Annotated in this window: 19 protein-coding genes; 6 read left to right on the forward strand and 13 right to left on the reverse strand. The window is 43.9% G+C overall.

The genetic code is table 11. The features are described 5' to 3' along the window. Positions 1 to 82 precede the first annotated feature (82 nt). The 7 genes from KHM83_RS00455 to KHM83_RS19910 all read right to left on the reverse strand — a co-directional run bounded on the left by KHM83_RS00455 (position 83) and on the right by KHM83_RS19910 (position 8,477). Positions 83 to 577: a LeuD/DmdB family oxidoreductase small subunit gene (locus tag KHM83_RS00455; RefSeq protein ID WP_343213086.1), complete on the reverse strand. Its 495-nt coding sequence runs from the start codon at positions 575 to 577 to the stop codon at positions 83 to 85. Between the two features lie 12 nt (positions 578 to 589). Beyond that, complete coding sequence (locus KHM83_RS00460) at positions 590 to 1,846, reverse strand: 3-isopropylmalate dehydratase large subunit (protein ID WP_246542808.1); 1,257 nt, start codon at positions 1,844 to 1,846, stop codon at positions 590 to 592. Positions 1,847 to 2,204: 358 nt separating this feature from the next. Then, positions 2,205 to 3,458 (reverse strand): SLC13 family permease, encoded by a 1,254-nt coding sequence (locus KHM83_RS00465; protein WP_213234926.1) that lies wholly within the window; start codon positions 3,456 to 3,458, stop codon positions 2,205 to 2,207. A gap of 257 nt (positions 3,459 to 3,715) precedes the next feature. Next, positions 3,716 to 5,629: a sigma 54-interacting transcriptional regulator gene (locus KHM83_RS00470; RefSeq protein WP_213234927.1), complete on the reverse strand. Its 1,914-nt coding sequence runs from the start codon at positions 5,627 to 5,629 to the stop codon at positions 3,716 to 3,718. A gap of 13 nt (positions 5,630 to 5,642) precedes the next feature. After that, positions 5,643 to 6,173: a cysteine hydrolase family protein gene (locus KHM83_RS00475; RefSeq protein ID WP_213234928.1), complete on the reverse strand. Its 531-nt coding sequence runs from the start codon at positions 6,171 to 6,173 to the stop codon at positions 5,643 to 5,645. 157 nt (positions 6,174 to 6,330) lie between these two features. Then, positions 6,331 to 6,912, reverse strand: a complete 582-nt coding sequence (locus tag KHM83_RS00480; RefSeq protein WP_213234929.1) for a DUF1697 domain-containing protein — start codon at positions 6,910 to 6,912, stop codon at positions 6,331 to 6,333. A gap of 14 nt (positions 6,913 to 6,926) precedes the next feature. After that, on the reverse strand, positions 6,927 to 8,477 hold the full coding sequence (locus KHM83_RS19910; RefSeq protein ID WP_213234930.1) for a PucR family transcriptional regulator: 1,551 nt from the start codon (positions 8,475 to 8,477) through the stop codon (positions 6,927 to 6,929). A gap of 316 nt (positions 8,478 to 8,793) precedes the next feature. Between KHM83_RS19910 and KHM83_RS00490 the strand changes: the two genes are divergently transcribed. After that, entirely contained in the window at positions 8,794 to 10,206 is a 1,413-nt protein-coding gene (locus KHM83_RS00490) for an aminomethyl transferase family protein (protein WP_213234931.1), read from the forward strand. 283 nt (positions 10,207 to 10,489) lie between these two features. Here the strand turns inward: KHM83_RS00490 and KHM83_RS00495 are convergent, their stop codons facing one another. Then, positions 10,490 to 11,143, reverse strand: a complete 654-nt coding sequence (locus tag KHM83_RS00495) for a hypothetical protein (protein WP_213234932.1) — start codon at positions 11,141 to 11,143, stop codon at positions 10,490 to 10,492. A 272-nt stretch (positions 11,144 to 11,415) separates the two neighbouring features. Between KHM83_RS00495 and KHM83_RS00500 the strand changes: the two genes are divergently transcribed. Then, positions 11,416 to 12,105, forward strand: a complete 690-nt coding sequence (locus tag KHM83_RS00500) for a response regulator transcription factor (protein ID WP_213234933.1) — start codon at positions 11,416 to 11,418, stop codon at positions 12,103 to 12,105. Further along, entirely contained in the window at positions 12,098 to 13,318 is a 1,221-nt protein-coding gene (locus KHM83_RS00505) for a sensor histidine kinase (RefSeq protein ID WP_213234934.1), read from the forward strand. Before KHM83_RS00500 ends, KHM83_RS00505 begins: the two co-directional genes overlap by 8 nt. Here KHM83_RS00505 and KHM83_RS00510 read toward each other — a convergent pair. The 3 genes from KHM83_RS00510 to KHM83_RS00520 all read right to left on the reverse strand — a co-directional run bounded on the left by KHM83_RS00510 (position 13,310) and on the right by KHM83_RS00520 (position 15,872). Further along, a complete protein-coding gene (locus KHM83_RS00510) occupies positions 13,310 to 14,107 on the reverse strand; it encodes a sugar phosphate isomerase/epimerase family protein (RefSeq protein ID WP_213234935.1) in 798 nt (265 codons plus the stop codon). The genes KHM83_RS00505 and KHM83_RS00510 overlap by 9 nt on opposite strands. Positions 14,108 to 14,259: 152 nt before the next feature. Next, positions 14,260 to 15,042 (reverse strand): AraC family transcriptional regulator, encoded by a 783-nt coding sequence (locus KHM83_RS00515; protein WP_213234936.1) that lies wholly within the window; start codon positions 15,040 to 15,042, stop codon positions 14,260 to 14,262. 26 nt (positions 15,043 to 15,068) lie between these two features. Continuing rightward, complete coding sequence (locus tag KHM83_RS00520) at positions 15,069 to 15,872, reverse strand: acetoacetate decarboxylase family protein (RefSeq protein WP_213234937.1); 804 nt, start codon at positions 15,870 to 15,872, stop codon at positions 15,069 to 15,071. A gap of 484 nt (positions 15,873 to 16,356) precedes the next feature. Here KHM83_RS00520 and KHM83_RS00525 point away from each other — a divergent pair, with 484 nt between their 5' ends. Continuing rightward, entirely contained in the window at positions 16,357 to 18,021 is a 1,665-nt protein-coding gene (locus KHM83_RS00525; protein ID WP_213234938.1) for a PhnD/SsuA/transferrin family substrate-binding protein, read from the forward strand. 154 nt (positions 18,022 to 18,175) lie between these two features. Here the strand turns inward: KHM83_RS00525 and KHM83_RS00530 are convergent, their stop codons facing one another. After that, the gene (locus tag KHM83_RS00530; RefSeq protein ID WP_246542788.1) at positions 18,176 to 19,540 is read right to left on the reverse strand and encodes a radical SAM protein; all 1,365 of its coding nucleotides are present in this window, start codon (positions 19,538 to 19,540) and stop codon (positions 18,176 to 18,178) included. Between the two features lie 343 nt (positions 19,541 to 19,883). Beyond that, a complete protein-coding gene (locus KHM83_RS00535; protein ID WP_213234939.1) occupies positions 19,884 to 20,426 on the reverse strand; it encodes a hypothetical protein in 543 nt (180 codons plus the stop codon). 409 nt (positions 20,427 to 20,835) lie between these two features. On the opposite strand from KHM83_RS00535, the gene KHM83_RS00540 reads away from it, so the two are divergent. Both KHM83_RS00540 and KHM83_RS00545 read left to right on the forward strand, forming a co-directional pair. Next, positions 20,836 to 21,507: a response regulator transcription factor gene (locus KHM83_RS00540; RefSeq protein WP_213234940.1), complete on the forward strand. Its 672-nt coding sequence runs from the start codon at positions 20,836 to 20,838 to the stop codon at positions 21,505 to 21,507. Then, positions 21,504 to 22,583, forward strand: a complete 1,080-nt coding sequence (locus KHM83_RS00545) for a HAMP domain-containing sensor histidine kinase (RefSeq protein WP_213234941.1) — start codon at positions 21,504 to 21,506, stop codon at positions 22,581 to 22,583. The genes KHM83_RS00540 and KHM83_RS00545 overlap by 4 nt, the downstream gene beginning before the upstream one ends. The last annotated feature ends 38 nt before the right edge of the window (positions 22,584 to 22,621 follow it).

The raw sequence follows: 22,621 nt of genomic DNA on the forward strand, positions 1-22,621 counted from the left end.
GTCACCGCTCCTCATCATTTATTGTGACTGCTGTGAGGACCTGTGCCATATCTCAAAAGCGTCAAAATAGAACGCTTTCTTTTTATTTTTCCAAGGTTTCCAGAAACGGCACGAGGCCGCCAATTTCAATAATTTTCATAATATGTGCCGGCATTTTAGAGCATGCATAGGTTTCGCCCTTTGTTCGATTGATGATGATTCCGTCGAGGTACTGCATTTCGAGTTCATCTAAATCGCTGATTTTATCCGTTTCAGCACATTCAATCGCCAGTATGCCTAAATTAATGGCATTTCGGTAGAAAATACGTGCAAATGACTTTGCGACAATGATATCTACACCGAGGTATTTCAATGTCAATGGTGCGGTTTCACGGCTTGAACCCGATCCAAAATTGTTTTCCGCTACCAAAATATCGCCTTTTTTAAACTTTTCTGCAAAACTTTCATCAATTGGGCTCATGGCGTACTTGGATGCTGCCTCAATGCTCAATTCCATATAGGCTGGCGGCGATATAATGTCCGTATTGATGTTGTCGCCGTATTTCCAGACACGGCCTTCAATCATATTTTTATCCACGTTCGCGCCTCCTTATAAATACTTTCTCGGGTCTGCTATTTTGCCTTCAATCGCTGCCGCGGCCACTGAAACAGGCGATGCCAGATAAATTTGGGAATCTTTGCTGCCCATTCTGCCGAGGAAATTACGGTTTGTCGATGAAATACATATCTCTCCCGGTGCAATGGCGCCTGAATGCAACCCGAGACATGCGCCGCAACTCGGTGCTAAAATCGTGCCGCCCGCTTCTGAGAGCATACGCAGAATACCGTCTTTTTCACAGGCGTCCCAAACTTCTTTGGATGCCGGCGAGATCAGCAGTCTGACCCCTTTTGCTATTTTTCGTCCTTTCAGCACTTTTGATGCTTCAAGCAAATCATTGTACCTGCCGCCTGTACATGAACCAATATAGGCCTGATGAATAACCGTTCCCGCCACATTCTTAATCGCCGTCACATTATCGACCTCGTGCGGACATGCCACAACGGGTTCTAATGCTTCAGCCTTATAATGGCGTGTTTCGCAGTAAACGGCATCAGCATCACTCTCATAGTGTTCATAGCCGTCTGTAATCCCGCGGGCTGCCAAATATGCCTCTGTCTTTTCATCCGAAGGGATAATGCCAACCTTTGCACCCATTTCAACCGCCATATTGGAAATGGCTAGGCGCTCATCCATGATCATGTTTTCAATGGTCGTGCCGACGTGTTCAACTGCTTTATACGTCGCACCTGCGTGGCCAATATCGCCAATGGTCTTGAGGACAACATCTTTTGCCATAACGCCCTTTGGCAAAACACCGTCCCAAACGACTTTGATGGTTTCCGGCACTTTAAACCAAATCTCTCCGGTTACGAGTACACCCAGCATTTCTGTTGAGCCGACACCCGTTGCAAAAGCACCCATTGCACCGTACATACACGTATGGGAATCCGTGCCGACAATGACTTTCCCCGGAAGTGCATGACCGTTTTCCACCATGATCTGATGACAAGGTCCCACGAATTCATAGTAGTTGTCTATGCCGTTCGCCGCTGACCACTCGCGTGTAAACTTCACGATTTCAGCCTGTTTTGCATTTGCCGGCGGCGTATAGTGATCTGAAATCACAACGACTTTATCTTTATTCCAAATATTTTTATCCAAGCTTTTCAGTTTTTCGGCGATCTCTACTCTCGGTCCTAAAATGTCGTCCATCATCGCTTTATCAACTTTTGCCCAAAGTATTTCTCCTGCGCTTGCCTTTTCGACACCGGCAGCTTTTGCCAGTATTTTTTCCGATATGGTCATTCCCAATGTCGTCGCCTCCTTTATTTTTCAATTAATCTCATTTCAGCATGATCCTATGTGTCTTGAACCCATTTGTCTTGAACCCATGTGTCTTGACCCTATATGCATCTTTTAACCGGCATTGTGTTTGGTGCCGCTTTCACGATACATGAAATGGATTAAAACCATTTAATCCATTTCACTTCATGATCTTCAAGATTGTCAAGATTGTCATAAGTTTATGCGTTTTAAGCGTTTTAAGCGTTTTAAGCGTTTCAAGCGTTTCAAACGCTTTAACATCTTCTTATTAAACTTTTTTAGCCCGTGCACATTCGATCTGCCAATAATGATATTTTGTTACACATAACCGATACTTGCCTTAGAAGATCCGGTAAATACCAAGTCCGGCCATCGCTGTCAGGAACAGGACACCTGCCACTGCCACGGCAAACATCTTGATAAACAGGTCATTCTGCTCTTCTTCTGAAACGTGTGTATTGGCAACATAAGATGCCAGTGCCAAGGCACCACCTGTCGAAACAGGGCTAAGACCTGCCGTATGCGCTGTAATGGTAATCGCAGAAATCAGATCGACAGGGCTGACATTACCGCCAATATTGGCAATGATATCTGATACCGTCGGAATGAGCGTTGGCATGACGACACCTGATGTCGAACTGAACCATGACATAATGCCGCCGGTGAGACCAATAATCGGCGATGCCGTCTTCTCATTCATAAACTGTGCAAGGAAGGCAGAGAGCATTTTGATTCCTTCAAGCTGAATGACGACGCTCATGAGAACCCCAACACCTGTTACGAGCAGCAAGGTTCCCCACGGAATGTTGGTAATTGCCTCTTTCTCTTTTGCCACCTTGAGGAAGGATAATACGGCAGCAACCAAGAATGCTGCAAGACCAACATTAATCTCAAAGAACATAACAGAAATCACCATAACGCCAATACCAACGAGTGTAATCGCCTGATTGCGGTTGAATTTTGGCAGTTCATTTAGTTTGATAGGTGATTCAACGTTTATTTTGTAACCTTTTAGAACAATGTACAAAACAATTGCATAAAGTGTTTCACCTAAGAGTGAGTTAAAGAAATACGGCATATCAATACCGGTGATTCCCTGTTCAGCCGCCAGTGTAATCCCGATGATTCCCGTTGGTGCAATTGGCGATATCCCGCCTGCCGCTGCACCTAAGATCCCCATCGGCGCCAGCAAAAGCGGCGACACGCCCATCTCTGCTGCAAGCGCCATGGTAAAGACGGCCATCAGTGCCATGACCGGAATGGTTCCCGGCCCGATTGCCGATAAAAACACTGCCAAAACATAAATAACCAGCGGAATGAGATTGGTGCGTTTCCCTGCCAGTGCGACAGCTTTTTTAGCGAAAAGTTCCAAGGTTCCGTTCACTTGTGCGATGCTGAAAAGATACGTAACGCCTAAGAGCATGACAAACAGTTTGCCGCTGAACCCCGCGATAATCGTCTTATCTGGAATGCCGCCGATTCGTCCGATAACAAGTGCCAGACCCATTGCGACAAGACCCGTATTCATTTTTCTGAAGAAACCCAGCGCAATTGCGACCAATAAAAAGATTAATGATAATCCACCCAAGTTCATTTTGTTTCCTCCTCTAATTTTTTAAGAAATAATCGACCGATATCATTGCGTGGCAACTAAAAATTTCTAATAACCCCTAAAAACCATACCCCTTTCTTCAAAATTTTTATTGCCGCAACTATATAGTGCAAACCTCATGCCAAAGTCAAAATCGTGACAAATAGCATGATTCGCTAACAAAAAAAGAAACAATCGTTCACATATTAAACACTAATGTGAACGATTGTTTCTTTTTTAAACGGTTCATCTTTAATTTTTTAAGTCTCCTGCTCTGCACGCATTGCTTTTAACTTTTTCCAAAGCGTCGTCCGACTAATCTCCAGTTTTTGGGCCAGGAGCGTCGCATTGCCGTCATACGCTGCATACATTTGTTCAAGTATCGACTGCTCCATGGCTCTAAGCGTCCCCTTACTGATTTGCAAAGCGTTGCCGTCTGTTTCCGTTAAAACGCGCCCTGAAACCTGACGTTTCTCCGGTTGATTGTTTTCAATAAAGTCTGCATAGATCGCATCAAGGCTCATGTGTTCACTGAGCAGTGAAATGCGTTCAACGAAGTTTTGGAGTTCTCTGACATTGCCTGGCCAATAATAATTACGAAGTGCCGTAAGTATTTTTGGTGGAAGCGTCATGCGTCTCGGACACAGGAGTTCAATAAAGTAATTTAACAGCTTCTCTATATCGCCGCTTCGTTCCCTTAGGGGAATGGTATCCAGTTTCAGCACGTTTAACCGATAAAAGAGATCGCGTCGAAAAGTCCCCTGCTCCACCGCTTGAAGCAAGTCATTGTTCGCTGCCGCGATCACCCGCACGTTGATTTGAATGACCTGATTGGAACCTACCCGCCATATTTCCCTTTCCTGTAATACTCTGAGCAGGCTAGACTGTAAGCTCATTGGCATTGAGCCGATTTCATCGAGGAAAATCGTCCCCATATGCGCCAGTTCGAACATGCCCATCTTGCCGCCCTTTTTCGCCCCGGTAAACGCACCTTCGTCATACCCGAAGAGTTCGCTCTCCAGCAACTGCTCGGGTATGGACGAACAGTTCACGGCCACAAAAGGATATGCCTTGCGTTCACTTTCATTGTGAATGCCCTGTGCCAAAATCTCTTTGCCCGTACCGGATTCACCGGTAATCAGCACTGTAGAATCAGAAGTTGCATACATTCGGGCTTTTGCCAAAAGATTTTGTACCATTTCACTTTCACCAATATAATTGTCAAAAGTATATTTGGCAACCAGTCCCTTTTTATAAATCTCAGAACGAATTTTCATCTCATAGGCTTGAATTTTGCCGACATCCTGAAATGTCGCCACAGCGCCTTCAATAGAATCCTTGACGATAATGGGAATGCGATTGGTGACAATGGTGTTATTCCGTACTTTCTGAATGGCGCCAATTTCAGATTCACCCGTTTTGATCACGTCAATCAGCCGCGTCGTCGGAATAAAATCATCCGCGCGATTGCCAATAATTTCAGTTGCCTTGATCCCCATAATCGTTTCAGCCGCTGGATTAAAAAAAGTAACAATGCCCTCGGGATCGGTGACGATGATGCCTTCATAGGAAAATGTCAGAATTTGATTTAGGCGCTCCGCCTGCAAAATCTGGCGATGTGTCTGTCTGACGATTTCGACGGCATTATTGATAACCTGCCGTACTGTCTCCGGCGACGTCTGGAGCAGAACCCCCTCTACCCCTAAACTTTTGGCATAGGCAACCGTGGTAACGCCGCCGACGATAACTTCCGAACCGCTTTCAACGGCTCTTGCCACCATTTGCTCTGATTTAGACCGATCACTGTATTCCGACATGTACAGCAGTTCGATATTAAATGTTTCCGAAAGAAATTCATGATTAAACGGCAGTTTATCGTTGATAATCAAACCGACTTTTCTCGAGATTTTAATCGCTTCCCGCACGGCATATAAAACGTCAAAGGATGTAAAATCACAGTTAACCACCGGAATAGAAACACTGTTGGCAATATTCTTATAGGTAGCACCGCGACTGATCAGCACTTCGTACTTTTGCAGTTCCAGTTCCTTTGCCAATGCGGCGCCATTTTGAAACTGCCCCGGAAAGACGTCGATCTTGACATCCATTTCAAGTGAAATATTTTTGACGAGATGCGACAGTTCTTCATAGGGCGCTATAAATGCAATCTTCATGGCCATCCTCTGTCTACTTGGGATTGTTGCTGAAAAGGTTTAAAACGTCGGTAATGGGCATGAGCTTCGCGTAACGGTCACGCCAAATCGCCTCATTAAAAAAGGTTTTAATCTTTTCGCCTGATAGATAATCATTATCAAGTGTACTGTTGCAATCCTCCGGGACAATGATCTGGTATTCTAAATCAAAAGCGCTCCTGAGTGTCGCATCAACGCAATATTCTGTCTGTAGGCCAACAATGGCAATCGTCTGAACCGCTTTTTCATCTAGATACGCTTTCAGTGACGTGTGATGGAAAGCACTGTTAAACGTCTTTTCAAATATGCGTTCGTCTGCCAGCGGCGCAATGGCATCATCAATCTGCCAACCCTCAGCGCCAATCGCCAAATCACTTTCAGGTTCATTGTGACGAATGTAAATCACTTCGACATTTTTTGCTCTTGCCCCTGCAATCAGGGCTTTAAGCCTCTCGATAAACGCTTCTGCGTCATATGGCTTTTCTGCCATAAGCGCCTTTTGAACATCTACAACCAATAAAATCATCACGAACCTCCACATCTGTCTATCCTTGAGAAAATTGCGTCATTTACATTTTAATCCTTTCACCACAATATCGAAATCGACGAAAAATCAATCTCGTGTGGTAAAGATTTGACGAATGGTAATGATACAATTTCCTTACTCATAAAGTTTTCACTTATCACACTTGATCATTTGTCAGCATCAGCGCATAAATTTTGCGAACCGTATTCACATTTCGCACCGTCATTTTTTTATAAAGTGCCGTTCCCACGACTTTTGTCATGCCGCTTCGCGTGGCATTTTCTCTCAACACTGACCAAAAGATCGCTTCTTTGATGATGTATACCGTATCAATGCCGCCTACGATTTTTAACTTTGACCGCAGTTCTGCCTCTGATATCAGCTCCCATAAAAACATGACGTCACTTTTCATGGCATCATCGTTCTGCCATGCGTCCGGTAGCGTCTCCATCACGGCTGTCATCGCATTCATGTCGAGAACGAGCACTTTGATGGCAAGCCCGAAATCCCTTTCGATCACTGCTTCAAGTTTCTGTGAAAGAACGTCTGCGGCAGTCTCTGGCATCTTCTCAGGTGCCGTTTGTTCCCCTGCATGCCACTGAAAAATAATATTGCCCGAATTAATGTAGGTCACAACATGGGTCATGCCAACGCTTTCAAAGGATTCTTTCAGTTTCGGCATTGCGATTTTGTTTTTGCCGCCAACGTTAATACCGCGCAGCAATGCTGTATAAACCATTTGTCACCGCCTTTTTAATCAATCCCATTCTCCACAATCATACAGGAAAGCATTAGAAAATTCACTTCATTTTCAGACAATGTATTTAAATCCACATTTAGCATTTTTGCAATCTTCTGAATGCGGTATGCCAATGTATTGCGATGCAGAAAAAGCGCTTTTGCGGAAAGTGCCAAGTTGCGCCCATGTATCAAATAGTGGTATAGACTATGGATGAGCTCTCGGTCTCGTTCATCGCCCTTTTCCCATATTTCAAAAATTTTCGCATGACAAAAGCTTTTTAAGTGATCCTGCATTTTAAGCACTTGAATGATATGTGTTTGCTGACAGGCATCATAACACAATAAATGTCTATCTGTGTTTTCAATGCATTGGCTCATGGCAAAATGGCATTGGGGATGGTAGTATTTTAAATCGCTTAATTGCGAAAATACCGTACTGACACCACAGTACATTTGCAGTTTTTTCAGTGTCGCCTCTATTTGAGCAACCGTCTCCGGGTTTCTAGTCTCGTAATCTTCATATCGGCAGACCACGAAGATTGCCTCCGCATACTGCAGCACGACGCCTTTTGAAAATAGCTGCTTAATGTGTTTAAGATAGGGAAGTGCCCTCATTGGCGTATCAAAGGGAAAGTCACCTCTTATTGCCATAAGCTGAAAGTTATCCCCCGCTTTCCAAGCATAGGCTTTCAAATGATAACTGACGAGATCTGCATCAGCCTCGGCACCATCCAAGAGTTTAACAAATAAAGCCGTTTCATTTTCAAATGCGAGTGCCGTCGCCTCGTTGTTTCGAAAATACAATTTTAATTTGTCCGCAATAACTTGAATAATATCCAGTTGCCCTGCCGTAAATGGCTGATTAATATCCACAAGGCCAAGCGCGCCAAATGATTGATCGCCAATTTTTATCTGTGCCGTCACATAGGTGTGCGTTTCATCGTTAATCGTGTAAAAAACCGTTGGGTGCCGATCATTTGACGTATGCCGTGCAATTTCCTGCTGTTCCCGCTGTGTGTAAAAATCAAGGAGTGCAGACTGCTCCGATTCTATTCGCTCCCAAATCGTCCCCGTGATTGGCCCATCAAAGCGTCCGGCTCTTGTAATAAAGGTTAGGTTATTATCGAACATGGCAATTGGATTCGTAAGTTTTTCCGACGCCGTTTTTAAAATGGCCACAATATTTTGTCGATGTAAAATATGCATCAGAAGTGCATGCTCCCATCGTTCGAATGATAAAATCGTATGCATCAGCAGATGGCAAATGCGCTCAGCTGTTCGGTCATCTGTTCCGTCGCCCTCTATACTGATTAAAACACGCATTCCGTCAAAGGGCATCGATTCTGTCAGCAACCCAATAAAGACGAGTTTTGTTGGCAACGTTCCTTCAAAATTGTCAACCATCTCTTTAGTCGCAACATATAAACAGGCTTCATCCTGCACATCACTCGCTTCCCATAGCATACAAACGCGTTCAATGCCATCATCAGTTGATACAGTTTGATGAAGTTTAGGATCAAATGATGCTAACGTATCTAACAGCATATTCAGTGTGCACTGCACTTTTTCACCATCCTCCCCACATAGGAAATTGCATCATAGGCTTTTGAAAATTCTTCACCCTAATATGTTGAATACCTGTAGCCATACATATTGTCGTGAAAAGGTCAAAATTTTAATCATGTTATTCCCTCATGTATCTCTATCTGTACAATTATGCCGAAAAAAACCTTATATTTCTCATTTTATAGCTAATGACAGTTCCAAGCAAACGTTATATTGTTAAATTAAGCGAGATGCATCTTACCAAACGGCTAAATATATTCGTTTTCAACGATTGTGAACATGAAAAATATTTACAAGGAGGTATTATTAGATAATGGACGCACAAAAACAAAACAGTCAATATCAAATAAAAACAGAATCCGAAGCACCTGGATTGTACAGCCTTTACAGCCCTGCCCTCGAATCCGCAACGCTGCTGTTTCAAATGGCGCCGGGATTATTAATCCCATATGAATTTGGCGGCGTCAAACATGAAATTGACGGTTATCGAAAGAGCGCTTGGATTGGTACAACTCTGATGATCAGTCCCATTTATGATGTCTATGGCCCGGATGCCGTTAAATTTTTAAACAGCATCTGCATCAACGACTTTACAAAACTTACCACAAAGGGTTTAAGGCATGCCGTTATTTGTAACGAGAGCGGTCAAGTACTGACAGACGGTGTCGTCATCAGAATTGCTGAAGACCGTTATCGAACTTATTGGCTCAATCCGCCAATTGATTTTTTACTAAAAGAAAGCGGCATGGATGTCTATGGTGAAGATGTAACGGGAACCGAATACTTCATTCAGATCGCAGGCGAAAAATCGCTTGAAATCTTAGAAGATGCTTTTGAAGCTGATCTTCATGATATTAAATTTGCAACACATCGAAAAGCGATGATGGGGGACAAAGCCGTTGAAGTCGTTCGTCTGGGCATGTCCGGCAATCTCTCTTATGAAGTTCACGGTCCAATGAATGAGTTCGATGAAGTTTACCGAAAAATATGGGCCAGCGGCGAAAAATACGGCGCTACAAAATTAGGCCTTCACGCTTATAATCTCTTCAATCATACAGAAGCCGGCTTCCCAAACATCAACCTGCACTATCCGCTCCCTTGGTTCGAAACCAGTGAAGCCATGACAAAATACATGTACGAAAATCCTCAGTATTCTATGTATAATATTAATCGAAAACTGCTTGGCAGCGTCGGCGATGACCTCCAATCACGCTTTGTAACCCCCTATGATGTCGGCTGGGGCTTCTTAGTGAAATTTAATCATGATTTCACAGGCCGTGAAGCACTGGAAAAAATTGCGCAAAATCCGCCTAGAACCGCTGTGACACTCGAATGGCATGCAGATGATATCGGCGCCGTATATGCCACCATGTTCAAGCCTGGTGAAGCACCTTGCGATAATATCGCACCAGAATCAGACGTTGACGTCAATTCAAATGCCTTTTTTAGTGAATACGCATACCGTGCAGACCGCGTGCAGCATGACGGACAAGATATTGGAATCAGTTCAGGCAGAATAGTCTCCTACCACTATAACAGTATGATTTCGCTGGGCTTTATTGATCCAAAGTTTGCCGAAGAAGGAACAGAACTGACACTGATCTGGGGAACGCCGGGTACAAAGCAAATGAACATCCGTGTCAAAGTCGCAAAAATGCCATACAATGCCGATTTTATCAGAAATGAAAATAAAGACGTTTCAGAAATTCCGCATTATCAAAAGTAACCATTGCTTCAAACCCTTCACGAAATGCACGCTTCACCGTACAAAGTACAATTGACCTTTAATGAATACAGCATCGCCCGAAAACAGATTAATCAATCAGCTTTCGGGCGATTTTCTTTTATGTCAGTTCTTCATTTAAATTGCCATTGGCGCTTCGCTTTTATTTTAGCTTTTATTTTAGCGTTTACTTTAGCTTTACTTATGCCTTTACTTATGCCTTTACTTCAGCCTTCACATTAGCTTTCACTTCAGCTTTTGCCTCCGTTTTTACTTTTGCTTTAATTTACGGCACCATTACCGCATCTGCCATAGCCGCATACTTTTCATCAAGTGCGATGTGGCTTTGAAGCTGCGCAATCACCTCGTCAAGCGCATTCTGTACAGCCGCCTCATCGACCGTTTCAGCTGTCAAGAGCGCCCTCAAAGTATCGCGCAGAGCATCGTTAATGGTTTTATCTGCTTCAAGCGCCTCGCGTTTTTCATCGAAAATCGCTTTAAGCGATTCACGTGTTTCAGCACCTGCGCCTCGAAGGTCCTCTATTGCAGCGCGTGCTGCTTCACGGTCCATTTCGCCTGAGAGCAGCGCGTCAACAATCTTTTGATACGCTTGCTTTTCTGCCGCCATGGCCGTTTCTCTCAGTGCATCTCGCGATTCGTGGAATGCCTTATGTTCTGCTTCAAGTGCTGTATAGGTATCCAGCGCCTCAGGGTAGTATGTTTCAAATGCTTCTGTCAGCACTTGTATTCTTCTTTCACCATCTGCCTTCCGCCTGACTTCAATTGTGCGGTCATCTCCCGGTCTTTCACCATCAAATTGCTCAATGCGCGGCCTTTCCGGGCGCAAAGGCGCATTGTCTGCCGTTTCTTCTGTTCCTGCAAAGACTGCCCCGCTGAGCAGTGTCGTCGTCACCAAGCCGAGTATTAATAATTTTTTCATAAAAGCCTCCTCATCATTTTTTACACGCAGACCGTACCTACTTTCGATGTCGTCTACACCTTATCGTACATGTGCGTCAATCGGTGTATCAATCGTTGCGTCACTAGACATCTTGTTCCGCACTGTCATTGTCTACCATCATCATAAGCTGCAAATGTATGATGCCCATGGGAAAAGTGTGTAAAAAATGTATAATCTCTTTGGGATCGCGCTTGAAACATCAGTCCATAGCGTATAATAGAATTATAGAACCCAAAGAGAAGGAGTTGCGCATGTCACTGGAAAAAACACTCGTCATCGTGGAAGACGACCTCAATACCTTAGATATGATCACGCGTTATTTTGAGCATGAAGGCCTGTGTGTTCAGGGATTCAGCAGCATCGAAGGCGTCTTGCCATTTATCCGATCGAATGACGTCGCCCTGTGTATCTTAGATGTCATGATTGGCCATGACAATGGCTTTGATCTCCTTAAAACCATCAAAGCTGAATACAGCGAATTGCCCATCATCTTCGTTACGGCAAAATCAGATGAATTCGACCGAATCTACGGTATCGAAATCGGCGGCGACGACTATCTCACCAAACCATTTTCGCCGCGGGAACTGGTGGTTCGCGCCAAACGCTTGCTCGCGCGTCAAAATGCGTTTGCATCAGCGCAAAACAAACCTCACGACCAGCAAATACTCGCTCATGGCACCATTCGTGTTCAGCTTGACACCATGGAAGTTTTTGACGGCGACTGCCTCATTACTTTGACACTTAAAGAGTTTGAAGCCCTCGTTTACTTCATGCAAAATCCAAGAATTGTGCTTTCCAGAGACCGTATCATCGAACAGGTCTGGGGGTATGACGCCCTCGGACAGACGCGAATGGTCGATGACATCGTCAAACGTCTCAGAAAAAAACTTTCCGTTGAAATTGAAACGGTGTGGGGAGTGGGGTATCGGTACCATGCATAAATTTAACCGCAAATTAATTTTCATGATGTCTGCCATCTTAATCATTATGCTCCTCGCCAATTCGCTGATGCTCTTTAATGCCTTTGGCCGATATCACCGCAATGAACTCAGACGAGAGAATACGCAAATCGCTGAAAACATCGCCAATATGCTTGTGGCAGATCCAACCCTCGCCACCATTGCCATTGTCAAATCACTCTTTGAAATCAATCAAATTAAAGGTGCTGTCATGACGCCGGAACGCGGCATTATCTATGACAACTTAGACGGCGTGACAGCGCGTGAAATTCTAAAACGTCGTGATCTGGTCGCTGCCAGAGCGCAAATGATCGCCCCAAACGGCACAGATCTCGGACAAGTCATTATTGTCGAGCGCGAAGGGGACACCTCGCGTATCCAAACAATTTTTCTCATCGCCATTGCGACATCTGCCTTTTTTGGTGTCCTTATGATTTTAGCACTCAGCACACTCTTATACCGCATGGTTAATCGCCCATTAAGGCAAATTACGGATGCCATGGCCGCAGACCGTTATCTCGAACCACTTCACTCCGACTGGGACGAGCTCATTCTCGCACACAACCACGCTAAAGAAGTGCGTGACCGCTTTTTTCAGGAAGCTTCGCATGCGATGAAATCGCCGCTCATGAATATTCAGGGCAGTGTCGAAGCTTATGAAGACGGCCTCTTTACCGAAAATGAAATGCGTCAAAAGATACTGGATGAAGTCGCCCGACTTAAGGCAAGCGTCGATCAAATGCTGCGCTCCAGCAAAGCAGAGGCTTCAGCCGTCGACCCCACAACATGGCAGGCAATTGATATGCAAGCCTTTGTCGACGATATCGCACCAATCCTGCCAAATCACTTGATCCTTACAAAAAATGTCGACACAATCCCCTTTATATTTGATCGTCAAATACTCCAAATCATTTTGGAAAATCTCATCCAAAATGCCTCACGTTATGCCAAACAAAAAATCGCCATCACCTATCATCATATGCCACAGTCAGTGACCATTGTGATTCAGGATGACGGCGACGGCGTCGAATCCGCAGTCGTACCAAAATTATTTGAGCGGTTTGTCAAAGGTAAAGACGGCAAGTCCGGTCTGGGGCTCGCCATTGTCAAAACCTATGTCACGTTAACCGGCGGCACCATTCGCTATCGCTATGAAGACGGTGCACGTTTTGAAATCGTCTGGCCTCTAAAATGATGTAAAGTAACCTCTATAGCGCATCCTTTCCACTGATTCTTTCAGCGCCTCGATTGTCTTCACTTCAATGACGGCAGAGGCGTTTTGATGTGCCGCTTTTTTGAAATAAGCATCAATCGGCAGTGAACCATCATAAAATGTCATATGGTCACGCCCTTCCAAAGCATCATGTATATGATAATGATGAACAGCTGCTTCGTGTTTCATCATAAATTTGGCATCGTTGCCGTTACTGATGGCATCGTGTCCAATATCATGCGTCAGTGCAAATACAGGACTCTCCAGCAGTAGTTCAACGCCAGCTCTTAAAAAAGCATGGTCATAATGTCCCGTATTCTCAATGCCGATTTTTATCGTCGTGCCATTCAGCAGGTGATCGGCGCACTCTCGAAAAGCCATGATGTTTGCAAGGTAAGTTTCACGATACTGTTCATAGAGAAACCGCTTGCCAGACGGCAGCGTAAAATGAATGCCGCGCATCATGTGCATGTTTAAAAGCGGGCTATCCACCGCCATCATCAGCGCCAGTGCCGCTTCAATATTTTCAAAATAAGCCTGCCGGATGCCAGCATTAAAGTGCCCGATGTCAATATCTTCCGCCAAGTGAAACGTCAGTGATATGCCGTAAATTTCTTTGAGTTTGTTCAAATGTGCTGCTGTCAAGGCTTCCGGCTGAAACTGCGGCATATTCATATTAATTTCTACAAAATCCAATCCCAGTGTTTTGCACAGTTGTACATTTGCTTCCAGTGTATCGAGCTCGAGGAGCGTCGGCATCCCATAAATCAAGTGAGCCTCCCATTAATCTTTTTTTCCATACCATCATAACATCATTCTTAGGAAAACATCACCGGTTGCTTGTAAAATCTATGTACATTTTTTATTGTCAACTGTCACGCCCTTGCCACTGTGCGCCGTTCGCATTCGATGTTCAGTCGTCGCTACACCATGCCCGTATACTGCCCCGGTGTCAGTCCGGATGATTTCTTAAACTCGCGCGTTAAATGCGCTTGGTCAAAAAAGCCCGCCCGACATGCGACATCTGCCAAATCCTGCGATTCACGCATAAGCTGTTTTGCGTAATTAACTTTTAATTGCAGCTGATAAGCGGCCGGTGTTATATCAAATAACTGTTTAAACCGCTTAATCAAACTGAACTTATTGATGTTAAACTGCGCCGCCATATCATCCAGTGACATACTTTCTAAAAAATGTGTCTCCAAATAATCGCGAATTGCCATCATTTGTGCATCTTCTGCCCGTATGACACGCCTTTGGAGGCAATCGACAATCTCATTAATGCAATCGACGAGCACAACTTCCCGCATAAAGGAATCTGATTCCGTCTTGAGCGATTCTGCTAGCGATTCGATCTGCCGGAACATTGCTTCATCAAGTTTCACAATGCCGATCTGCATGGACGCTTCCAACTGCGCCATGATCTGCGCTTGATATTCACCACGCAGAAAAACCATTGTATAAGCCCAATTGTCAATGTCAACGGGCTGACAATTGTGTATGACATAGGGCATAATCACAATCGCATCTCCGACTTTTAAATGATAGTTCGCACCGTTAATGGCGACAACGGTTTCACCACTTTGAATAATGCCAACGGCAAGTTCCGAGTGCAGATGCGGTTTATAAGCATTTGGATGCGCCTCGTTGCACTTGACTTCAATTAAGTTATACGGCGATGCCGTTTTTAAGATGCGATTAATCATAAGCACTCCATGTTCATAAAAATCCCTTACAATTTGGTCAGCGGTTTCAGGTCATCAACCGTTAACGCCACTTGGAACCGATAGCCCGCCAATACCTTTTTAGGTGAAAAATCGCTGAGTTCATGATCTGCCATTACCGTAAAGTCCAGCATTGCTTCACCTTTTGCCACTTTGGAAATCTGCACGTCTCTCGATTTCAGCTGTACCAGCTCATGTACCAATGGCTGCTGGTGATTGCCCTTCACGAGATCTGGGAAATAACGTACCAGTGCAGAACCGGCAAAACTGGGTGCCGGCATATTGGCATCCGCTTCATGAACTTGAACGCGTCCCGCCATATAGCGTTCGCCGTTTACAGACAGCGTTGCCGCCGATAGTCCCGTAGGCGCCGCTTTTGATTCCAGAGCGTATGATCTCGACATATGCGTCGAACCCAACTGCTTTGGCCATCCCTGAATCAGACCGCGCATCAGCGCCTTGTCCTGATCTACCCAGATGAAAGGACAGTATGCCATTGCTTCGCCCTTATAGCTGCCGCTCATAAGCAGGATCGTCTCTCGATACTGGCTTTCAACTGGGTCCAAATAATCTTCTGTGGTTTCTGATGTATACTGCCATTCAATAAAATACACACAGCACTGAGTAGATTCCATTTGCATAGGCGCCGGCAAGTAAGGCGCTATTTTTTCACCATCTGCTTCAAACTCGATTGCCGTCACTTGGCCTACATAATGCCATGGGGGCGGTGCGACGATTCCCGAAGTTCCCTTCGGCGTTCTTGGGGATGTAAACCCTTTTAGCGTATCTGACGCCGGTGTCTTGTTTGCCATGTTTAGCCTCCAATCTCAAGATCCTTGAAAAATCACTGAAAAATCACTTCATAAAAATCGTGTCCCATCGTGTCCACTGGTAAAACAGCATTCGCCGTATCATACCAAAGGCAGGACTTGTCATTATTCTATCAATAAGTTCGAGGATTGGATTGTATAAAATTGACAGAATACCGGCTTGCACAGCCGCTATGTATTTCTTTGTCACCTCAATATGATGATCCGGCAATGTGTCTGTAAAACGATGTGTCAAATCGCAGATCAAGCGTTATGGCGCGCTTATCATCATTAAACTACAATCTTGCCTTATTTGTCAAAAAAACACTTGCGACCGCTTGGTCATTTTTATCATGTTTATTGTATGCACCTGCATTGTATGGCTGTTTATTCCCAACTCAAAAAACGATCGCCCTTGCAATAGGGGATATTTTACCGAATAAAACCTTGGCACCATTATTGCGTTAACTAGTAACGGGGTGATAAGATGATTCGACAAAAGCATACGAAAAATGTCACAGTATTAAAAGATCAGTCAAGCTTATTTGCGTACTGGGCATCACTAGACTTACATATCAAACAAATCCAATGGCTCTCAGGAGAGCATCATAAGTTTTTCCGCATGATGATGACAAAAATGCAGGATGTCCTCAGTTATGGCGAGGACAATGTTGCCAGCATTGAAGAAATTAATGCTGCCATCAGCGAACTTGAAGCACTGTCCATCCATACCGAGACCGTTGTCAGCGATCTCAATGCAACAACATCCGCCTGGCAGGGTGCCTTCTATAAAACCAAAGCCATCTTTAATAATATTCATGTCTTAAATACACAAGTTCTCGAAGCCAATGTGGAAACACTTGCCGAAAATAAGGGGCTGCAATCATCCGCGCGGGAAATTGATGCCATTATTGAATACATTCGCAAGATTGCAAGACAGACACACTTGTTGGCACTCAATGCTTCAATTGAAGCGGCGAGAGCAGGTGAAGCCGGCAGAGGCTTCGCCGTCGTCGCTCAGGAAATCAACAAGCTCTCCTCTGAGACAGAAGAAGCGACTGAAAAGATCGAACACATTGTCGACAATTTCAAATCAAAGACTGCCAACCTAAACATCAGCATGGCAGCACTCTCACAGCAGTCGCAATCCGTAACGCATGAAATTAGTGAAAGTCAAAGTGTTTTCGAGGATTTTGATCACGCCTTTGATGCGATTGCCAGTGCCGTCAATTCTCTCGAATCCCAGACACAGCAACAGCGTGAAACCACTAAAGGGCTCCACGCAGCCATTGCTACCATTACAACGGCTATCACAGACACACATGAACAGACACTTGAAACACTTTCTCAGACAAGGGAATTAAAGCACAAAAATGACGAACTCGTCGCCGTCTACGATTCAGTTGAAGGAATCATGATCAGAATGCAAAAGGAACTCGATCCAACTGCAGCAGGTGCCAAGCTCATTGTGGGGATCAACCCCTTTACCTCGCCAATGCAAATTGTTTCGCGCTATGGTCCTATTTTAGAAGCGATTTTCCAAAACGATTTCGTCATTTACGTTCCAAAGGACTACGAAAGCATTCAATCCGATTTGGTGAGCGGTCTAATCGACATCGCATGGCTCTCACCTTTTGCCTATGTACAAACCGCCAAAACATGTGCGCTGACGCCACTGGTTTCACCGTTGGTTAATGGCAGCGCCAATTACCGCGGATACATTATTTCACAGCAGCTTTCATCACTCCAGCAAATCCAAGGCAAATTTGGATTCGTCGATGAAAACAGCGCCTCTGGTTATCTTTATGCTAAAGCCAAACTATCTGAACTGCAATTACCACATGAACCCGTTTTCCTCGGCAGCCATGACCGCGTTATTGAAGCCGTCTTAAAGGGAGAAGTCGTTGCCGGGGCTACTTATAATGAAGGCCTTGAGCACTACGGCGGTAATATTGCCGCGCTTAAGATGCTCTATGAAACCGCCCCCATCCCCAAAGACTGCATTGTCGCCAATAAGCACTCGGAATCGCTGGACATCGAAAGTATCAAGAACCGTTTCACCGCCTACCATGGGCAAAACAGTGCCAGTATCACCGGGTTTATTGCAATTGATGATGCGGCATACGATGTTGTCCGCAGTGTAAAAAGATAGCTTAAAGGATAGCGCCAAAAGATTAAGAAATTTGCCGCAAAATCATAAACAAAGTCTAATCAAGTAATAAGACCATAAAAAATCAAGGAGGTGTTGCCCATCTAATTGCTTAGATTAATGGCACCTCCTTGATCTCTCTTAAAGTTATCTCATTTTACAGGCGATCACTTTTTTGCGATGCTCTTGAAGCTCGCCATAATTCATCAGCAATCGGTGCCCACCCGGCAGCCGCGTTTTCACATTTTGCTGACAACTCGACGACATCTTCAGGATTTTGCAAATCTGTTGAATGTGCACCGGAAATCTGTACGACATGTACTAGTTCACTGGGATTATCCAGCAGCGGACATGGTCTCAGATGATTGTCATTCCACGGCTGCCCAGCTTGATATGCTTTAAAAAGCGGACTCATCAGCGCTTCTAGCAGCGTTTTATCTGCAATATTGGAATCAGAATAATGGGTAAAAGCACAGGGCTCATAATCACCGTTGGCATTGATGTGCATATACACGCGGCCGCCTGCTAAACAGCCATTTGAGTATTCACCGTCATTCCAGAAATCCAGTGTAAAAATCGGCTTTGTCTCCCTGAATTTACGGATTTGCTGATACATAAACTGACGCTGTTCAGGCGTTACCATCAATTCCGGTACTGCGTCTTTCCCGACGGGCATATAGGTAAAAAACCAGCAGAATTTAGCGCCCCATGCAATCATTTGATCAAAATAAGCTTCACTGCCAATCATTTCTGTATTTTGACTTGTATAACAGCAGGAAATCCCAAAAGGCAGCTGATACTCACGTAAAATTGTCATCGCACGCGTTACTTTATCAAAGGTGCCTTCACCGCGTCTAAAATCTGTTTCTTTCTCAAATCCCTCTACGCTAATGGCAGGGATAAAATTTTTAACGCGTTTCATTTCTGCTGCAAATGCTTCATCAATCAGCGTCCCATTTGTAAAGGCAGTGAATTGACAGTCCGGATGCGCTTCGCATAATCGAATAATGTCTGCTTTTCGCACAAGCGGCTCACCGCCCGAATAGAGGAACATATATGTTCCTAGTTCATTGGCCTGTGTAATAATTGAATCCATTTCCTCGTAGCTCATATTGAGCTTATTCCCATATTCCGCCGCCCAGCACCCCGTGCACTTCAGATTGCAAGCTGACGTTGGGTCCATAAGAATCGCCCACGGAATATTACATCTGTATTTTTCACGGCTCTCGTGCTGTTTCGCCATCCCAGCTAAGCTTGCATTGATAAAAAAGTTTTGTACTGTTGTTTTTAAGACGTCGTGATCAATTTCTTCACAGAGATTAATGACATATTGGTGCCATGTATGTTCTGGATCTTCTGCCATGGGGCGAACGGTTTCAATAGCACTTTTAAAATTGCCGGCTACATCAAAACGATCTGCCCATTCAACTAATTTTATAAAATTATCCTGCGGTGATTTTAAGACATAAGTCATCACCATATCAAGCGCTTTCTCTTGTACTCTGTCCATAAATTTATTCATTTTTTTCTCCTAGACAATCTATTTTCATTCAGTATTTTAAAATAAGGCAATTGCATCATTCAAATTTCCTTATAAACATTTACAGAAAGGCGGCATAGGCAATTGTGAATACAATTCCTATGCCGCATACATTCTATTTATTTTTTTTGTTTTTAACAAATGCGGCCACTGCGATCACTGCAACGGCTGCTACACCAACAATTGCTACTGGATTTGCCATCGTTTTCACCTCCTCAATCTTAATCATTTCGTTTCTATATGTGAATGGTTGCTTTAGTACCTATGGTTTCCGACTTCAGCATCTACGGCAGAGACAGTCCTCTCCTCCAATCCCTAACCATTATTAGTCTTCTGATAAATCTAACAGCTTTGTTGCATTCGCACATACTTCGTATATTTCATCATATTTCGCTTCTATAATTGGCGTCACTTCCATCGTCTTTTTGCGAACAATATTGCGGTAAATCCAATAAGGTACGATCCAACCGATAAATGCTGGAATCGCCAGAATAATACATAATGGGATATTCCCTGCAACAACTGCAAATACAGAGCCTGCCATAAAAGCAGTTCCGATAATGCCAACACCATAAGCCATCCCAGACGCCTTCGTCACTTTTGATTGCTCTAATGATGCTATCTCATTGACACCCGCATCAAACTGCCGCTGCAATCTAGCGAGTTCAGATTTATTGCGAAGTTTGCGGTTGCGTTTAAATTTCATTGATACAAACAGTGTTCCCTTTAGGGGGACAGCACTGCTTTCAAACTCCCAGCCAAAGCTTGGATAGCTATCAATGTAGATTGATTCCATTTGGCGCTTTGCTGTTACTTCTTTGTATTCAAAACCGATAAAGTTTTTTTGGCCTCTTGCAAATTCACTCATTGCCAACACCCCTTTGTTTGAAAATAATTTTGTATGTCGCTGTTGATATCACTCTATGCTCAATTCATTTCAAATTTGCTTATAATCTGTTTCTAAAATATTAATGCGCATAAAAATCAATTTAGGAATAAATTTGGAAATAAATGAATGCTGCTTCTCCCATTTTGCGCAGCAAAAGTTAGCGCTTAGCGTTCTCTTAACAGGGTATTGAATACAGGAAGAGATCGCTGTTAACAATTCAGAAACATTTCTCAAACAAAAATGAAGTATTTTTTCATTATGATGGTTACAATAATAAAGAAGCTTCATTGTGAATAGCCTGGCCACAACACTGTATTTCTAATATAAATATGCCAGTGACGTGAAGCGTTAATCGGCATATTGCTTATATTGAATGGAGGAAATTTGAATGGTAAACATATTGGTCGTCGAAGACGATGTTAAACTAAACCAGATCGTCTGCACGTATTTAAACGATTGCGGCTATAAGGCAAAGGGGTGCATGAATCCCCAAGAGGCATACGATCTCATGTACAATACACTGTACGATATGATTATTTCGGATATTATGATGCCCGGCATCGATGGATTTGAATTCGCAGAAACCATTCGCGAACTCAACAATACAATTCCCATCCTCTTTATGACGGCAAAGGATGATATTATTTCAAAGCAAAAAGGGTTTCGCCTCGGCATTGATGATTATATGGTAAAGCCCGTTAACCTCGATGAACTCGTAATGCGCGTTGGTGCCATTTTACGCCGTGCAAACATCGTTGAAGACCGCAAGCTTACCGTCGGCAACTTTTCCATGGACGCTGACGCCGTTACAGCAACCATTGACGATGAAGAAATTCCTTTGACACTTCGAGAGTTCAACATTCTATACAAATTGTTGTCTTATCCCAAAAAAACATTCACCAGAGCACAGCTAATGGATGAATTCTGGGGCATTGAAAGCGAGACGAGCTTAAGGGCCGTTGACGTTTACATTACAAAGCTTCGCGATAAACTAACGCCTTGTGATGGCTTTCAAATCGTCACTGTCCGGGGACTTGGCTATAAGGCGGTACTGCAATGAAGCAAAGGCCAAATGCAAAGGTAAGATCGAATATATTCCCCTTTTCAAGCTTTGTTGCATCTTTCTTTGCACTGGCTGCTCTAACCACCGGTCAAATGCTCATACTCAAAAACATCATTTTATTTGATCATGTACCAACGCCGTATATAGCAGCAGTTCTCATCTATTGGCTCTTTGTTGCAGCGGCTTTTACCTATATCACTTTTTTACAGATTGATCGGCGCTATCAGAAACCTATGGAGGGATTTGCACAAGTCACCCGCAAGGTGGCAAGCGGTGATTTTTCTGTTTATATGCCACAGCGTCATCTACCTGATAAGCAGGATTATCTGGATGTAATCATTGCCGATTTTAACATCATGATCGAAGCACTCGGCAGTATTGAAACACTGAAAACCGAATTTTTTTCGAATGTCTCACACGAAATCAAAACACCGCTTTCCGTTATTCAGAATTATGCGCAGGCTTTAAAAAGTGATAAGCTTTCAGAAGCACAGCGAGCAGAATATGTTGACACTATTTTAGAGTCTTCTGCAAAACTCAATGACCTCATCACAAATCTCTTGAAACTAAATAAACTGGAAAATCAAAATCTACAGCCTCTTTCAGATCCTTATGACCTCTGCGCCCAACTCAGCGAATGTGCACTGCGCTTTGAAGATCTATGGCTTAAAAAAGACATCGAATTCATTGCAGATATTGAAGACCGTGCAACGATTGATGCCGACGAAAGCCTTATGGAAATCGTCTGGAACAACCTCATCTCCAATGCGATTAAATTTTCGAATCCCGGCGGGATCGTCACATTGCAGCAGACATCCACAGATTCTGAAATCATTGTAACGATCTCAGATACCGGCTGCGGCATGGACGAGAAAACAGCCAATCATATTTTTGACAAATTTTTTCAAGGTGACACTTCACATGCAACCGAGGGGAACGGCTTAGGGCTGTCTCTCGTTTTGAGAATTTTACAAATCATGAATGGCACCATTACAGTTTCCAGCATTGAAGGAAAAGGCAGTACCTTTACTGTGCGAATGCCTTCGTCATCAATCACTCAATCAGAAGATTAATGATTAATAAATACGGCATAAGCATTTCTCAAACATTT

This window comes from Fusibacter paucivorans, from assembly GCF_018390735.1.
Classification (GTDB): domain Bacteria; phylum Bacillota; class Clostridia; order Peptostreptococcales; family Acidaminobacteraceae; genus Fusibacter; species Fusibacter paucivorans.

What these genes read in the sequence shown, in the direction of transcription:
- KHM83_RS00535 (WP_213234939.1), bottom strand. Translation starts at nt 20,426, where the DNA reads ATGAGTGAATTTGCAAGAGGCCAAAAAAACTTTATCGGTTTTGAATAC.
- KHM83_RS00465 (WP_213234926.1), bottom strand. Translation starts at nt 3,458, where the DNA reads ATGAACTTGGGTGGATTATCATTAATCTTTTTATTGGTCGCAATTGCG.
- KHM83_RS00490 (WP_213234931.1), top strand. Translation starts at nt 8,794, where the DNA reads ATGGACGCACAAAAACAAAACAGTCAATATCAAATAAAAACAGAATCC.
- KHM83_RS00500 (WP_213234933.1), top strand. Translation starts at nt 11,416, where the DNA reads ATGTCACTGGAAAAAACACTCGTCATCGTGGAAGACGACCTCAATACC.
- KHM83_RS00475 (WP_213234928.1), bottom strand. Translation starts at nt 6,173, where the DNA reads ATGATTTTATTGGTTGTAGATGTTCAAAAGGCGCTTATGGCAGAAAAG.
- KHM83_RS00480 (WP_213234929.1), bottom strand. Translation starts at nt 6,912, where the DNA reads ATGGTTTATACAGCATTGCTGCGCGGTATTAACGTTGGCGGCAAAAAC.
- KHM83_RS00515 (WP_213234936.1), bottom strand. Translation starts at nt 15,042, where the DNA reads ATGATTAATCGCATCTTAAAAACGGCATCGCCGTATAACTTAATTGAA.
- KHM83_RS00520 (WP_213234937.1), bottom strand. Translation starts at nt 15,872, where the DNA reads ATGGCAAACAAGACACCGGCGTCAGATACGCTAAAAGGGTTTACATCC.
- KHM83_RS00495 (WP_213234932.1), bottom strand. Translation starts at nt 11,143, where the DNA reads ATGAAAAAATTATTAATACTCGGCTTGGTGACGACGACACTGCTCAGC.
- KHM83_RS00530 (WP_246542788.1), bottom strand. Translation starts at nt 19,540, where the DNA reads ATGAATAAATTTATGGACAGAGTACAAGAGAAAGCGCTTGATATGGTG.
- KHM83_RS00460 (WP_246542808.1), bottom strand. Translation starts at nt 1,846, where the DNA reads ATGACCATATCGGAAAAAATACTGGCAAAAGCTGCCGGTGTCGAAAAG.
- KHM83_RS00525 (WP_213234938.1), top strand. Translation starts at nt 16,357, where the DNA reads ATGATTCGACAAAAGCATACGAAAAATGTCACAGTATTAAAAGATCAG.
- KHM83_RS00540 (WP_213234940.1), top strand. Translation starts at nt 20,836, where the DNA reads ATGGTAAACATATTGGTCGTCGAAGACGATGTTAAACTAAACCAGATC.
- KHM83_RS00505 (WP_213234934.1), top strand. Translation starts at nt 12,098, where the DNA reads ATGCATAAATTTAACCGCAAATTAATTTTCATGATGTCTGCCATCTTA.
- KHM83_RS00545 (WP_213234941.1), top strand. Translation starts at nt 21,504, where the DNA reads ATGAAGCAAAGGCCAAATGCAAAGGTAAGATCGAATATATTCCCCTTT.
- KHM83_RS00470 (WP_213234927.1), bottom strand. Translation starts at nt 5,629, where the DNA reads ATGAAGATTGCATTTATAGCGCCCTATGAAGAACTGTCGCATCTCGTC.